This is a genomic window from Streptomyces durocortorensis (genome assembly GCF_016901035.1).
Lineage (GTDB): Bacteria > Actinomycetota > Actinomycetes > Streptomycetales > Streptomycetaceae > Streptomyces > Streptomyces durocortorensis.
This window is the reverse complement of the sequence record NZ_JAFEUF010000187.1, coordinates 1-14,084: the sequence shown is the minus strand read 5'-3', so window position 1 is coordinate 14,084 and position 14,084 is coordinate 1. Positions and strand designations below refer to the sequence as shown.

The following is a 14,084-nucleotide window of genomic DNA, read 5'->3' as shown; positions in this document are numbered from 1 at the left end:
CTCCGCCGTGATCGAGGGGAGCGGCATCAGGAGGCGCCCCCTCCTCACCGTGCACCGGTCGGCCGAACGCCCGTGTCTCCCTCGTCGGGTGCCAGGTCGTCGAGCAGGGCGTGGCAGTCGGCCGCCAGACTGCCGAGCGCGGCTCCGACATCGGGTGCCTGCCCGTGCAGGTGTTCCTTCACGGCGGCGAGGGCCCGGTGGGCGTCGGCCAGGGCGGCGTTCCGCCGATCCCGCTGCTCCTCGTCCCACCCGTGCGCCATGATGGCCTCGTGGGGCGCGCAGGCCTCTGCCGCGGCCGACAGGAGCAGACCGAGATCCTCCAGAGCGCGGAGCGGCGGCCGGGGCAGGCCCCTGTGATCGGACGCGGTCTCCCACAGTGTCAGGGTCAGGGCGAGCAGACGGTTCGACACCCGGGCCCAGACGACGTCCCACGCCGTCGAGGGGGCGGGCGTCGTGCGGCGGAGACGGTGGCCGGGGTTGAGCCGGAAGCTCTCGGAGTCCCACCCCCGCCCCACGTAGAGCTGCGAGACCGAGGCCAGCAGGTCCTGGGCGCTCCGGTGCCAGCGCTCCGCCCGCTGCGCGTCGTAGTCCTCCATGCCGTCCGCGATGTCCCGGAGCAGTCGGGCGCAGTCGCGCGGCAGCGCACACGCCAGCCTGTTGACGTGCAGCGAGTGGACCGGCGGCAGAACCACCGCGTTCACCGCGATGCCCACGGCGGCTCCCACCAGGGTCTCCAGCAGCCGGTGCCCGACGGCCGGCAACGAGTACGAGCCGTACGCCAGCACGAACAGGGCGGTGGTCGGCGCGTACAGGCCCTGACCGCCGACCGGAGCCAGGTTGCCGAGCAACGCGGTGAGGGGGAGGGCGATGACCACGGCGGTCATCGTGTTTCCCGTGACGGCGGCGGCACCGGCGGCGAGCAGTGTCCCGGCCGTGATCATCAGGAGGAGCTGGGTCGCGGTGCGCATAGACCGGTAGACGGTTCCCTGGACCAGCGCCACGGCCGCCCAGGGGGCCATCAACGCCATGGGCGCTTCCAGCCACCACCCGGTCAGGGCCCAGGCGATGATGGCCGCGGCGGCCGCCTTCAACGACTGCACCACCTGGTACCGGTCGGGGCGCTGCATGCGCGGTGCCATCCGCGTGAGTACCGCCTTCATGACCGGTGGGCCGGCTGTGAGGGGCCCGGCCGGCCCACCCGTTCTCCGCCGTCCGGCCGGCCCGCCCGTTCTCCGCCGTCCTGCTGCCCTGCCCGTTCTCCGTCGTCCGTGCGTCGTTCATGGCCGGGTGCAGCCTGCATGTGTGCGTTCACTCCTCGATGGCGATGCGTCGGGTCGCCGCAGGAGCGCGCGGCGCCGGACCCTTGCCGCCCGGGACTCCCACGGGCGCGCCTCATGTCCGAAGCACGCGGATCGCCTGCCCCTGCGAACAGGGGTTAAGCAGGGGATATCCGGTGGACGGGCGTGGCGGGCCGGTCGTGGCTCCGGACGGGGCGTCGCTCACGATGGGCCCTGGCCCTTCTTTCAGTCCGGCGATTCCGGTCGATGGACGGGGAGAGGCCGCCCAACTCCCGTACGGCAAAGAGCGGCGTCCCGGGGAGAAGGGTGCGGACCGGGGCGGGAGCGGCGTTACGCGCTGAGAGCAAGGGGTACCCCTGTCCGGACAAAAGCAACCATGACGCGCCCGGAATGAGGACCACATGCAGGTGGGATACAAGCTGGCGGCGGAAGCGTTCGGTCCGGCGGAGCTGGTCAGGCAGGCGGTGCTCGCCGAGGAGGCGGGATTCGACTTCGTGGAGATCAGCGACCACTACCACCCCTGGCTCGACAACCAGGGCCACTCGCCGTTCGCCTGGACGGTGCTCGGAAGCATCGCGGCCCGGACCTCGCGGATCGGTCTGGCGACCGGGGTGACGTGCCCCACCGTGCGCTACCACCCCGCCATCATCGCCCAGGCGGCCGCGACCCTCGCCCTGCTCTCGGAAGGCCGCTTCGTCCTGGGCGTCGGCTCGGGGGAGCGGCTCAACGAACACGTCGTCGGCCCGGGCTTCCCCGACGCGGTCAAGCCGCGGCACGACCTGCTCAGGGAAGCGCTGGAGATCATCCGGCTGCTGTGGAGCGGGGGCTACCAGTCCTACGAGGGCAAGCACCTGCGGCTCCAGGACGCCCGGGTCTTCGACCTCCCCGACGAGCTGCCGCTGATCGCGGTGGCCGCCAGCGGCCCGGAATCCACCCGGATCGCCGCCGAACTGGGCGACGGCCTGTTCGCCACCGAGGACAAGCCGAGCATCGTCCGGCACTACCGCGACGCCGGTGGCACCGGCCCGTGTTACGGGGAGGTCCCGATGGCCTGGGCCCCCGACGCGCACACCGCCGCGCGCGCCGCGCTCGAGACCTCGCGCTGGGCGCTGACCGGGTGGAAGGTGATGAGTGAGCTGCCCAACCCGGTCAACTTCGATGCCGCGACCGCCACCGTGCGCGAGGAGGACATCCTGGAGAAGTTCGCCTGCGGAGCGGACCCCGGACGGTACGTCGAGGTGGCCCAGGGGTTCGTGGACGCGGGTTTCGACCGGCTGGTCATGCAGAACGCCGGCCCCGACCCCGACGGCTTCATCGACTTCTACCGGCGCGAACTCGACGGACGTATCCGACAGCTGGAGCCGAACCGTCCGTGAGCCTGAAGGCGTCCGGCATCCGGGACGTCCGAGCGGTGAAGCGACGAAGCGAAAAACCGACGAAGCGAGGAAGAAGATGGCCGCCCGGCACCACCTCATCGACCGCGCTCCGACCGCCGTATGGACGATCCTGGAGGACGAACGTCTGTACGGCACCTGGGTGGTCGGGACCTCCGAGTCCCGCCGCGAGCAGGGCGACTGGCCCGAGCTGGGCTCCTCGATCACCTACAGCGTGCGGCTGGGGCCCAAGGAGTTCACCGGCCGTACGGTGGCCCGGCGGATCCTCGCCCCGGCGTCCTTGCGGCACGCGGACGCCAATCTGTACAACGGTGCCATCAACGGCGGTACGGCCTCGATGCACCAGCAGCTGGTGTTCCGGCCCGTACCGGGCACGGGCCGCCCCGAAACGCCCGTGCAGGGGCTGTACCTCGCGTCCGCGTCCGCACACCCCGGCGGCGGGGTGCACGGCGCTCCGGGCGCCAACGCCGCCCGCGCCGCCATCCGCTCGACACGGGCCGCCGCCGCGCTGTCCGCCGCCCAGCGACTGCTGGCCGGCCGGGGCCGCACCGGCGAGACCACCCGCGTACGACGTGAAGGCGAGACCACCCGCGTACGACGTGAGGGGCCGTGAACGTCACCCGCTGTGCCGCGCTACCGGTCGGGTGGGGGAGCGGGGCGGGACGCCCGGTAGGAGTTCCAGTCGGCTCGTCCTCCCGCGCCCAGGACCTCGACGGGGGAGGACATGTCCTCGCTGGGACGGGAGCGTAGCTCGCGGCGGGTGGCCCGGGCGACGAGCGCGGGGAACAGCGGGCGCAGCGGCTGGCACCAGCGGAGCCAGGGCGGGGCGTAGATGTGCGGGGCGCGGTGGGTGATGCCCCGGGTGAGCCACTCGGCTACCTGGGCGGCGGTGTGGACGCGGCGGGCCGGGCGGGGCTGATTGCGGCGCAGTGCTTCGAGGACGGGGTGGTCGTCGATGCCGGTCAGCATGTCGGTGCCGGTCCAGTGCAGGTAGGCGATGCCGACCTGGACCCCGTCCGGCTCTACCTCGCCGCGCAGTGCGAGAGCGAACGACTCAGCCCCCGCCTTGGAGGCGCAGTAGGCGCTCATCATGGGTGCGGAGCCGAACGCGGCGGTCGAGGCGATCTGCAGGAAGTACCCGCGGGCGGCGGTGAGCTGGGGCAGGAAGGCGCGGGCCGTATTGGCGGAGCCGATGAGGTTCACGTCGATGACGCGCTGCCAGAGCTCGGCAGCGGTGCGGTCGAACGGGCCGCTCACCGCGATACCGGCGTTGGCCACGACCACGGCGGCGGGCCCGAACTCCGTCTCCACACGGCGCGCGGCGTGCGCGAGCGCTGAGCGGTCGGTGACGTCGCACACGACGCAGATGCTCGGACCGGCGAGGGACGCGGCGGTCTCCAGCAGGGTGGCCCGCTCCCGCCCCAGCAGGGCGACGCGCATCCCGGCATCGGAGAGGCTGCGGGCGAGCGCCTGGCCGACGCCGCGAGCGGCGCCGGTGACGACCGCGGTCCGCCCGTCCAGAGGACGGGCGGGAACACGGCGGATCGGACGCCCGCCCGGGCTGTCGTGCATCGTTTCTCCTCGCTCACTGACCACTCGGGCACGGGACGGGCCCGCGTTGGGAGCCGGTGCACGGCAGACCGCTGCCTTCGACGACCGGATACGGTCCCCTCACTGCACGCGAGGAGAGCCTCCACCCGAGCGGGAGCCGCCCTCGTCACCGGAATCGTCCTCGTCGTCGTCTCCGGGAATGTGGACGTCGAAGACCACGATGTTGATCTCGACGACCTCCAGCCCCGTCATCGTCTCCACCGCGTCCGTGACGTGGGTCCGGATCAGGTCGGCGAGTTCGTGGATCGGCGTGCCGTACTCCACCTCGACGTCGACATCGATTGCGGTCTGTTTCTCGCCCACTTCCACCTTGACGGCGCGACGCGCGCCGGAAGAGCTGGACGAGCCGGACATACGCCCGGTGACGGCGCCCAGAGCCTTCGACGCTCCTCGGCCGACGGAGTGGACGCCTTCGGTCTCACGGATCGCGATGCCGGCGATCGTGGCGACGACGTTGTCGGTGATGGTCGTTCTGCCGCGACCACGGGATCCTTCGGAACGCCCGCCGGTCGCGGTGCTTTCGCCCAGGGGTTCGGTGTCGGCCATGTCTGCCTCACAGAGAGTCGTTGCCACGGACCTGCTCCCCCCGGCCCGTGCGGGCCCCTCTCCTCACTCTGCGCCTGCTCGACCGCGTACGCCATTCGAGTGGCGCGGCGCCACGCGCGCTATCAGTCGCGGGGCAGCAGGGTTCCTAGCGGCCCGAGGTCGAGGTTGAGGTCCTCGGGACGTACGCCGTGCTGCTCGCAGAGCTCCTTCATCCGCTGGTCGAGCAACATGAGCGTGGTGCCGATCTCCTCGACCTGCTCGTCGCTCAGATCGCCCTGCTCCACCCGGCGGATGGCCTGTCTCTCCATCAGCTGCCGCAGCAGTTCGACCACCGTCAGGACCAGGGCTACCAGGTCCCGCCCCATCTGCTCGGAGTCCAGATCCACGCGCGGGCCCGTCACAGCGGCCCCCCGTCGCTCCACGGCGAGGGCACCCGCTCGTTGACCGACGACAGCAGCGCGTGCAGCGACAGCCGTACGAGAGGTACATCGGCGATGGCGATGACCACGTCACCGCTGACCACCACCCCGGTCGCCAGCACGCGGTCCAGCAGATCGACGAGGGGCACCCCGAGAGGGCCGCTCAGGGGTTCCGGACTGTCCCAGGGCACCACGTCGTGCGCCACGGTCACACCTCTCCGACGAAGGAATACGGTACCCAGGGGCCCGACAGCTCGATCTGCGCTCCCGTACGTTCGCCCAACGCCCGGACCAGCAGGCCGACTTCGTGCGCCCGGTCGTTGGCGACGAGATACGTGGCGTTGAGCACGTGCACCCGCTGATCGCCCGACAGCGCCGCACCGTGCGTACGCAGCCGACGCGAGGCGGCGGCGAGTCCGCGCAGTTCGGCGTCGACCGACTCGGCGACGTCCAGCGCCTGTTCCCGGCGCTTCTCCCGCAGCGCCTGGGCGCCCCGCTTCCGGTTCAGATAGGCGAGACCCGCCCCCCGGGCGCGGCCGCCGTCCGTCTCCGGGGCCGGCTCCTCGAACGCCGCGGCCGGATCGGGAGTCGCGGGCCGGTACACCTTCACGCCCCACTCCGCGTGGTGTGCGACGCGCTTCAGCGCGGTGTGGAAGCGGTCCGCCTCCTCGGCCAGGCGGCTCCGGGCCCGGTCGTCGTCGTGGTAGAGCGTGGCGAGGGGCAGGGGAACGACGGGCCCGTGCGTGGCCACGGCCGACACCACCGCGTGGTGGGCCCGCGCGTACCGCTCGATCTCCTCACGGTCGGCGAGCCGGCCCTGCCAGACCTCGTCCGTGAAGTCGGCGGCGGGGACGGTCTGCACCACGGCGGTCAGCAGGCCCGACGGCAGCAGCCGGACCGCCTCACCGCCCGGCATGCCGGTCACGCCGGTGAGATCCAACGCGCTCGTGGCACGCGTGCTGCGACAGACGGCGAACACATACGTGACCGCCGCTTCCGCAGACGAGGACGTCACCTGTGCGTCCGAGGGCTGTGTCATCTCTGCTCGCTCTCTTTCTCCCGGCCGGCGTCGGCGGACGGTTCGAGCGCCCGGAGGCGTTCCCTCAACTCACGGTTCTCGTCCTCCAAGGCGTTGCGCGACGCCTTGGAGCTCAGGGCGGGGTCGGTCTCCCACCAGTCGATGCCCGCCTTCTTCGCGGTGTCGACCGAGGCGACGAAGAGACGGAGACGGATGGTGAGCAGCTCGATGTCGAGAAGATCGATCTTGATGTCCCCGGCGATGACGATGCCTTTGTCCAGGACGCGTTCGAGGATGTCGGCGAGGTTGGTGGTCTGAGGCCCGGGGATCGGCTGATCTCCCTGCCGGAAGTCGAGGTCGGTCACCGCGACTCCTTCGCGCGACGCCTGCGGCTCTGACGCCTCGGAGCGGGGGGCTCGTCCTCGTCCTCGGGCTCCTCGTCCTCCTCGGGCTCCTCGTCCTCCTCGGGCTCGTCGTCCTCTTCCTCGTACTCCTCGTCCTCGTCTTCCTCTTCCGGCTCGTCTTCTTCCGGCTCGTCCCCGTCCTCGTCCTCGGGCTCCTCGTCCTCTTCCTCCGTGCGGCCCTCGTCCTCGTACTCCCCGTCGTCCTGCTCGTCGTCGTTCTCCTGCTCCTCCGCCTCCTCCTGCTCGACGGCGTCCTCGTGGGAGACGACGACCTCACCGTCGCGGATCTCACCGCGCCAGCCTTCCGGCTCCTCCTCGGTGAGGGTGACGTAGCGCTGGAAGTGCTTGAAGTCGAGCCGCATACGGCGTCCTTGGGCCCGCCAGAGGTTGCCCGTCTTCTCGAAGAACCCGGAGGGGTAGTACTCCACGACCAGGATGATCCGGGTCAGTGTGGGCCCGAGCTCGTGGAAGCTGACCGCTCCGCTGGTCGTGCCCTTGGCGCCCTCCGACGACCACACGATCCTGTCGTCCGGCACCTGTTCCAGCACCGTGGCCTTGAAGCTGCGGGACGAGGGGCCGACCTTCACCTTCCAGTCGCTCTCCGTCTCGTCGCTCTTCGAGACGTCGCGGACGCCCTTCGCGAAGCTGCTGAACTCCTCGTACTGCGTCCACGCGTCGTAGGCCGTACGCAGAGGCACGCCGACATCGAGGACCTCGATGATGTTCATGACCTTGCTGCCGCTGGACTTGCGCTTGCCCTTGCCGCTGCCGAGGGCTTCCTTGGCCTTGTCCACGACGGTGTCCTTGGCGCCCTTGGCCTTCTCCGACACGAAGGCCTTCAGCGGGGAATCACCTTGGAGCACCCGGGAGCCGATCGCGGGCAACGAGCCGCCGTTCTCCGCGACATCGCTCAACTGGCCCGTGATATCGGTGAGTTTGCCACCGGCCTTCTCGGCGATCTTCTGCACCTGGGCGCCGGCGTACTTCGACAGCTCGTCCTTCAGCCGGTCGATACCCGACTCCTGCGCCTCTTCCGGTTCGTCCTTGTCCGACTTAGCCATGACGTCTACCTCCCGCTACCGGAGCGCTTGGACGTTGTCCGCTTCGACGAGGCCGACTTGGAGGACCCCTTCTTCGCCGTCGTCTTCTTGGCTGTCGTCTTCTTGGCGGTCGATTTCGCTGCCGTCTTCTTCGCCGGGCTCGACTTCTTGGCGGGGGCGGACTTCTTGGCCGCCGTCTTCTTGGCAGGTGCGGACTTCTTGGCCGCCGTCTTCTTCGCCGGGGCCGTCTTCTTGGCCGGAGCTTTCTTCGCCGGGGCCGACTTCTTCGCCGGGGCGGACTTCCGGGCCGGGGCCTTCTTCGCGGGGGCGGCAGGCGCCTTCTTGCGGCGCGCTCGCGGAGCCGGGGCCTCCTCCTCCGTGGCTTCCTCGTCCTCGTCCTGTTCCTCGTCCTCGTCCTCGTCCTGTTCCTCGGGCTCGTCCTCCTCGTCCGGCTCCTCGTACTCCTCGTCCTCGTACTCTTCTTCTTCCTCCTCGGCCTCCGGCTCGCCCTCTTCCTCCTCGTACTCCCCCTCAAGCTCGTCCTCGTCGGCCTCGTCCTCCTCAGGGGCCTGACCGAGGCGCAGCGTGCGGTCACTGATCGCGTCCGCCAGCGAGGCCACACCCCGGTTGGCGGCAGCGGTCACGGCCTGGCGCCCGGCGTCCAGGACCTCGCCCCTCAGCTGTTCCTGCAACTCCGCGAACTGGGGCACCTCTCCGAGCCGGCGCATCCCTTCGGCGGCCAGCTGACGGGGTTCGAGCCCGAATCGCCGTCCTGCCAGATACGTCGCGACGCTCAGTGCGAGGCGGCCCTTCTTCGTCCGGCCCAGCACGTACCCGCCCACTACGGCGGCTGCCAGTGCCACCTTGGCCTGGTCATCCATATCTGTCACCTTCTGTTGTCGACGTCGCAGCGCTTCTGAGCGGCGTGGAGCCGGTCGAGCAGCTTTTCCTCCTCCGCTTCGAACTCTTCGAGATCAATGAGTTCGTCGTCGAGATCGCGGTTGAGTTCGGCGAGCTGCGCACGGATCACGCCGGGGTCGTACAACTCGCGCTCGGCGGTTTCCTGGAGCTGCTCCGCGATCCACACCACGCCGCGCGCCGGAGCGAGCGGCAGGAGCAGGAGTCCGGAGATCAGTCCCATCGTCAGCCTCCGGCCACCGCTGCCGGACGGCGCGGGGCGGCCGAGTCACCGACGAAGCTGTAGCAGGGCAGCGGGCCCGCGATGCGGATGTCGACATGGCTCCGGCGTGCGCCGGCGAGCCGTTCGGCCGTCGTACGGAACCGTTCGCTGTGGCCGCGCGGGACGAGGAAGGACGTGTTCAGCGCGCACCCCTGCACGTCGGGCCCTGCGGCGACCGCGCGAGCCAGTGGAGCGAGCTCGCGCAGCACCGCCTTGCCCGCTTCGGCCGCACGCCGCGCCAGGGCGGAGGCCACCGCCTCGCCCAGCCGCACGCTGGCCTCGTAACCGGGTCGTCTGCGCGCCGCATCACGCAGCCGCCGTACGGCGGCGTCCTCGGTCACGACGTCGGCGAGGGAGTCCTGCGCCGGCAGGGCTTTGACGTTGACCTCGACGTGCCCGTCGAGCTTCTTCAGGGTGGCGAGGTGGCTCGTCTCCGCCAGGGCCAGCTGGGCGAGAAGAGCGTCCTCGTCCGGCGCCACCATGCCGAAACGCATCGGCAGGACGGGTCCGCTGTCCGCCAGATCCATCAGCAGATCCTGGTGTGCCAGCAGGTCCCGTCGCCGTGCGCGCAGCCGGGCGGGGGCGTCACTGACGACCGCGGCGATCTTCCCCGTGCCGATGACGCGCAGGGCGGCGGGGGGATCGCCCACGCCGCCCGCCCCTTCGGGGAGCGCGACTCCGTCGCCGACCACCGCGTAGACGTACAGTCCGTCGCCGTCCATGGCTCAGGCCTCCGCTCGGCGGCGCCGACTTGTACCGCTGCCGCTGCGGGCCGGGGCACGACGCTTCTTCGGGCGCTCGTCCTCTTCGTCCGCCTCGTCGGCATCGTCGTCGTACCCCACCGCCTTGCGCACGGAATCGCCCACCGACTCCGCGGCCTTGCGCACCTTGCGCTTGCCGACGGACTTCGCCACACCGCCGCTGAGCAGCTCGGGGACGGTCGTGCTGCCGGAGTCCCGTTCGAGGTCGAGCCGGTTGCACGCCTCGGCGAAGCGGAGGTAGGTGTCCACGCTGGCCACGACTATGCGGGCATCGATCTTGATGATCTCGATGCCGACCAGGGAGACCCGGACGAACACGTCGATCACCATGCCCCGGTCGAGAATGAGCTCCAGCACGTCGTACAAGGTGCCGGCGCGAGGCGGACACGGAGCGATCTCGTCGGCGTAGGTCGTGGTGGTGGTTGCCATGGGGGTGGGTCCTTCCAGCTGTTCGGACGGTCTCGGTTCACTCGTCTGCGGCACCGCGCCGGTAGCGACGGACTCGGCGGTACTCCTGGAGCTCTCCGGCTCTGTCCAGCTGCACCTCGTAGGAGGCCAGCAGGCTCGTCGTGTCCGGGATCCGGGGCACCTCGAGAACGTCCACGACCACGCACCAGCCGTCGTCGTCCGAGCGCCGGACCGCGGAGACGCCTTCGGCGGGATGGCCGATCAGCCCCTCCAGGCTCTGGCAGGCAGCGCGAGCAGCGTGCTCGGGCCCCTTCCTGGGCGCGGTCTTCTTCCGAGCCCTTGCCGGGCTCGCGGCCCGCGCTGAACGTTGGTCTGCCATAGCGCCCAGTCTCGTCACATTCGGGCGCGCCGCATCTTGGGCGGGCCGGTGGTGCGGCAGGTGCTGCGCGATGTGCCGCACCGAGGCGGGCGTTCCCGGTGCCGACCGGCGTTCCCGGGTGACAGCCGCTGCACCGGAGGCGGGTCAGTCTGTCGCTCGTGTGACCTTTGTCCACTGCTTTTCCCGTCCACCCTCGATTCGAACGAATATGCGAACATGGGGTTAGAGTGCTTCTCCCGGTCCGGATGAATCGGGACGACACGGACCACGGAAACGGGGGGTCATGGGTAACAGGAGGTGTGTATGTCGTTTACGCACCTCCGTGCGGCGAGCGGCTACTCGCTGCGGTACGGGGCCAGCCACCCGCACGCGCTGGCCGAGCGGGCCGCCGAGCGGGGCCTCGATGCCCTGGCGCTGACCGACCGGGACTCCCTGGCGGGCGCGGTGCGCTTCGCCAAGGCGTGCGCGGGGGCCGGGGTCCGGCCGCTGTTCGGCGTCGACCTGGCGGTGCCCGGTGGGCCGGCGGCCGAAGCGGCGGCGGCGAAACGGCAGCGGACCACCCCCTCCCGGGGCGGGGCGTTCGTCGCGGAGGCGCCGCAGCGTGCGGTGTTCCTGGCCCGGACCGCGCGTGGCTGGGCCGAGCTGTGCCGACTGGTGTCGGCCGCGTCGGACCAGGGTGTCACCTGGGAGGACCTGTCCTGCCCGGAGGACGAGCTGTTCGTCCTCCTCGGGGCGGACTCCGAGGTGGGGCAGGCCCTGGCCTCGGGGCGGCCGGACCGGGCCGCGACCCTGCTGGGCCCCTGGCGGACACGGTTCGGCCGGGCATTGCGCATCGAGACGTCCTGGCACGGGCGGTCCGGCACCGGGCCGGGATCGCTGCGGCTGGCCGCACGCATGGCGGGCTTCGCCGCCGAGCAGCAGGTGGTCCCTGTGCTGAGCAACGCCGTGCGCTACGCCGACCCGGACCGGGGCGAGGTCGCCGACATCCTGGACTCCGCCCGCCTCCTGGTGCCGATCGACGCCCGTGACGCGTCCCGGCTCGACACCGGGCAGCGGTGGCTGAAGGACGCCGGTGAGATGGAACGGATCGCCGGGCGGATCGCGGAGGCCGCGGGCGGCCGGAGCGGGGACGCGCTGCGGCTGCTCGCGGCGACCGAGGAGACGGCCGAGGCGTGCGTCGTCGATCCGGGCGACGCGTTCGGGCTCGGCCGGCTGAACCTTCCGGAACCCGAACGCGTGGGCGTGAGCGCCGGGTCGGCGGACCGGGCGCTCGCGGACCGGTGTGCGGCGGGCATGCTGAGCCGCGGCTACCACCGGGAGGGGAAGCGCTGGGACCGGCTGGAGGATGAGCTGCGGATCATCGCCGGGCACGGCTTCGCCGGATATTTCCTGACCGTCGCCGAGGTCGCGGCGCAGGCCCAGCGGCTCGGCGTGCGCGTGGCCGCGCGGGGCTCGGGCGTGGGATCGCTGGTCACGCATCTGCTGGGGATCAGCCCGGTGGACCCGGTGCCGCACGGCCTGGTGATGGAGCGCTTCCTGTCCGAGCACCGCTCGGCCCTGCCCGACATCGACCTGGACGTCGAGTCGGCCCGCCGCCTGGAGGTCTACCAGGCGGTGCGGGAGCGGTTCGGGGCCGACCGGGTGGCGACGCTCGCCGTCTACAAGACGTACCGGGCGCGCGGGGCGATCGAGGTCGTGGCCCGCGCCCGCGGCATGGCCCCGGACCGGGCGGCCCGCCTGGCCAAGGCGTTCCCGCACATCCGGGCCAAGGACGTGCGGGCCGCGCTCGACGAGCTGCCGGAGCTGCGCGAGGTCGCCGCCGAGGACCACGGCCGGCTCTGGGAGCTGGTGGAGGCGCTCGACGAGCTGCCGTTCGAGGCCGCGATGCACCCGTGCGGGCTGCTCGTCTCCGACGCGGCGCTGGTACGGCGTACCCCGATGGCGCCGACCACCGTCGAGAACATCGCCATGTCCCAGTTCGACAAGGAGGACATCGAGGACACCGGACACCCGAAGATCGACGTCATCGGCGTACGGATGCAGTCGGCGCTCGCCCACGCGGCCGCCGAGATCGAACGTGTCACCGGCGAACCCCTCGACCTGGACGATCCCGCGCAGGTGCCGCCGGACGACCCGGCCACGTACGACCTGATCTCCTCCGGGGACACCCTGGGCACCTTCCAGCTGGAGAGTCCCGGCCAGCGGGAGCTGGTACGGAACCTGCGGCCGCGATCGTTCGACGACCTGGCGCTCGACATCAGCCTGTTCCGGCCCGGACCGGTCGCGGCCGCCATGGTGGAGCCGCTGGTCAAGGCCCGGGAGAGCGGGAGCGGAACCCGTTACGCGCACCGCGACCTGAAGCCGATCCTTGAGGAGACCGAGGGGCAGGTGGTCTACCACGAGCAGGTGATCAAGATCATGGCGAAGCTGACCGGCTGCGACCGGGGGACGGCGGACGAGGCCCGCCGCGCCCTGTCCGTGCCCGAGCGGCAGGGCCGGGTCCGCGCCTGGTTCGCCGATCAGGCCCGCGCGCGCGGCTACTCGGTCCAGGTCGTACGGGACGTGTGGAAGGTCCTGGAGAACTTCGGCAGCTTCGGCTTCGCCAAGGCGCACGCCACGGCCTTCGCGCAGCCTGCCTACCAGTCCAGCTGGCTCAAGGCCCACCGGATGGCCGCCCTGCTCGCCGGGCTGCTCACGCACGATCCGGGGATGTATCACAAGCGTGTCCTGGCCGCGGACGCCCGGCGCCACGGGGTGCCGCTGCTGCTCCCCGACGTCAACCACTCCCAGGCCGCACACATAATCGAACTGGTGTCCGGTAAGTGGGGGGTGCGGATCGGCCTCTCGCAGGTCCGCGGCATCACCGAGGCCGAGAGCGGGCGCATCGCGGCCGGACAGCCGTACGCCTCGGTCGAGGACTTCTGGGAGCGCGCCCGGCCCAGCCGTCCGCTGGCCGAACGCCTCGCCCGGGTCGGCGCGTTGAGCGCGTTCGGGCCTCGCCGCGAGCTGCTGCTGAAGGTCGCCGAGCTGCACCGCTCAGGGCGCGGCGCCAGTGGATCCGCCGCCGGTCAGCTCCCCATGGCGGAGGCGGGGGGCGCGGAAGGCGCGGGGGGCACCCGCTCCGCGGCGGAGAGCGACAGCGCGGACGACGCCGTCACGGGTCTGCCGGCCATGGACGCGTCCGAACAACTCGCCGCCGAACTCGACGTACTCGGCATGGACATCTCCCACCACCTCCTCGACGAGCACCGCTCCCTGCTCGCCGACATCGGCGCGACCCCCGCCGCCGATCTGCCGGGCCTCCGGCACGGCACCACCGTGCTCGTCGCCGGTGTCAAGGTCGCCACCCAGACCCCGCCGATCCGCTCCGGCAAGCGCGTCATCTTCGCCACCCTGGACGACCCCACCGGCCTGTCCGACCTGGCCTTCTTCGAGGACAGCCACGGGCGTTGCGCCCATACGGTGTTCCACAGCAGCCTGCTGCTCGTCCGCGGCACCCTCGCCCGACGCCCGCCCCGCGCCTTCAGCATCACCGGTACCGCCGCCTGGAACCTGGCCGAGCTGATCGACCTGTACCGCGAGGGCGGCCCCGCCGCCGTCGCCGCCCGCCTCGCCCGCCACGGCGT

15 protein-coding genes and 1 pseudogene are annotated in these 14,084 nt (G+C 71.5%); 3 read left to right on the top strand and 13 right to left on the bottom strand.

The window, feature by feature from the left end; translation table 11 throughout:
* Positions 1-44: 44 nt before the first annotated feature.
* The gene (locus JS521_RS26820) at positions 45-1,139 is read right to left on the bottom strand and encodes an FUSC family protein (RefSeq protein WP_239487871.1); all 1,095 of its coding nucleotides are present in this window, start codon (positions 1,137-1,139) and stop codon (positions 45-47) included.
* A gap of 560 nt (positions 1,140-1,699) precedes the next feature.
* Between JS521_RS26820 and JS521_RS26815 the strand changes: the two genes are divergently transcribed.
* Positions 1,700-2,674 (top strand): TIGR03557 family F420-dependent LLM class oxidoreductase, encoded by a 975-nt coding sequence (locus JS521_RS26815; protein WP_205085543.1) that lies wholly within the window; start codon positions 1,700-1,702, stop codon positions 2,672-2,674.
* A gap of 253 nt (positions 2,675-2,927) precedes the next feature.
* Positions 2,928-3,305: pseudogene (locus tag JS521_RS37550) on the top strand (NAD(P)/FAD-dependent oxidoreductase); the annotation flags it as partial.
* 20 nt (positions 3,306-3,325) lie between these two features.
* On the opposite strand, the gene JS521_RS26805 reads toward JS521_RS37550, so the two are convergent.
* The 12 genes from JS521_RS26805 to JS521_RS26750 form a co-directional block, all read right to left on the bottom strand.
* On the bottom strand, positions 3,326-4,264 hold the full coding sequence (locus JS521_RS26805) for an SDR family oxidoreductase (RefSeq protein ID WP_205085542.1): 939 nt from the start codon (positions 4,262-4,264) through the stop codon (positions 3,326-3,328).
* A gap of 99 nt (positions 4,265-4,363) precedes the next feature.
* Complete coding sequence (locus tag JS521_RS26800; protein WP_205085545.1) at positions 4,364-4,849, bottom strand: Asp23/Gls24 family envelope stress response protein; 486 nt, start codon at positions 4,847-4,849, stop codon at positions 4,364-4,366.
* A gap of 122 nt (positions 4,850-4,971) precedes the next feature.
* Positions 4,972-5,250: a gas vesicle protein K gene (locus JS521_RS26795; protein ID WP_030807560.1), complete on the bottom strand. Its 279-nt coding sequence runs from the start codon at positions 5,248-5,250 to the stop codon at positions 4,972-4,974.
* Positions 5,247-5,474, bottom strand: coding sequence for a gas vesicle protein (locus tag JS521_RS26790; RefSeq protein WP_030084767.1), 228 nt, complete (start codon positions 5,472-5,474; stop codon positions 5,247-5,249). Before JS521_RS26790 ends, JS521_RS26795 begins: the two co-directional genes overlap by 4 nt.
* Positions 5,475-5,476: 2 nt before the next feature.
* A complete protein-coding gene (locus JS521_RS26785; RefSeq protein WP_205085541.1) occupies positions 5,477-6,307 on the bottom strand; it encodes a GvpL/GvpF family gas vesicle protein in 831 nt (276 codons plus the stop codon).
* Positions 6,304-6,651 (bottom strand): gas vesicle protein, encoded by a 348-nt coding sequence (locus JS521_RS26780; protein ID WP_205085540.1) that lies wholly within the window; start codon positions 6,649-6,651, stop codon positions 6,304-6,306. The genes JS521_RS26785 and JS521_RS26780 overlap by 4 nt, the downstream gene beginning before the upstream one ends.
* Positions 6,648-7,751 carry an SRPBCC family protein gene (locus JS521_RS26775; RefSeq protein ID WP_205085539.1) on the bottom strand — a complete coding sequence of 368 codons (1,104 nt, stop codon included), beginning with the start codon at positions 7,749-7,751 and terminating at the stop codon, positions 6,648-6,650. Before JS521_RS26775 ends, JS521_RS26780 begins: the two co-directional genes overlap by 4 nt.
* Before the next feature lie 5 nt (positions 7,752-7,756).
* Positions 7,757-8,611, bottom strand: a complete 855-nt coding sequence (locus JS521_RS26770; protein ID WP_205085538.1) for a histone protein — start codon at positions 8,609-8,611, stop codon at positions 7,757-7,759.
* A gap of 5 nt (positions 8,612-8,616) precedes the next feature.
* Positions 8,617-8,871 carry a gas vesicle protein GvpG gene (locus tag JS521_RS26765; RefSeq protein WP_097875985.1) on the bottom strand — a complete coding sequence of 85 codons (255 nt, stop codon included), beginning with the start codon at positions 8,869-8,871 and terminating at the stop codon, positions 8,617-8,619.
* Positions 8,872-8,873: 2 nt separating this feature from the next.
* Positions 8,874-9,632 carry a GvpL/GvpF family gas vesicle protein gene (locus JS521_RS26760; protein WP_205085537.1) on the bottom strand — a complete coding sequence of 253 codons (759 nt, stop codon included), beginning with the start codon at positions 9,630-9,632 and terminating at the stop codon, positions 8,874-8,876.
* A gap of 3 nt (positions 9,633-9,635) precedes the next feature.
* Positions 9,636-10,100 (bottom strand): gas vesicle protein GvpJ, encoded by a 465-nt coding sequence (gvpJ, locus tag JS521_RS26755; RefSeq protein WP_030713141.1) that lies wholly within the window; start codon positions 10,098-10,100, stop codon positions 9,636-9,638.
* Positions 10,101-10,137: 37 nt separating this feature from the next.
* Positions 10,138-10,458: a gas vesicle protein GvpO gene (locus tag JS521_RS26750; RefSeq protein WP_205085536.1), complete on the bottom strand. Its 321-nt coding sequence runs from the start codon at positions 10,456-10,458 to the stop codon at positions 10,138-10,140.
* Positions 10,459-10,761: 303 nt separating this feature from the next.
* On the opposite strand from JS521_RS26750, the gene JS521_RS26745 reads away from it, so the two are divergent.
* On the top strand, positions 10,762-14,084 hold a 3,323-nt coding region (locus JS521_RS26745), incomplete at its 3' end, for a DNA polymerase III subunit alpha (RefSeq protein ID WP_205085535.1).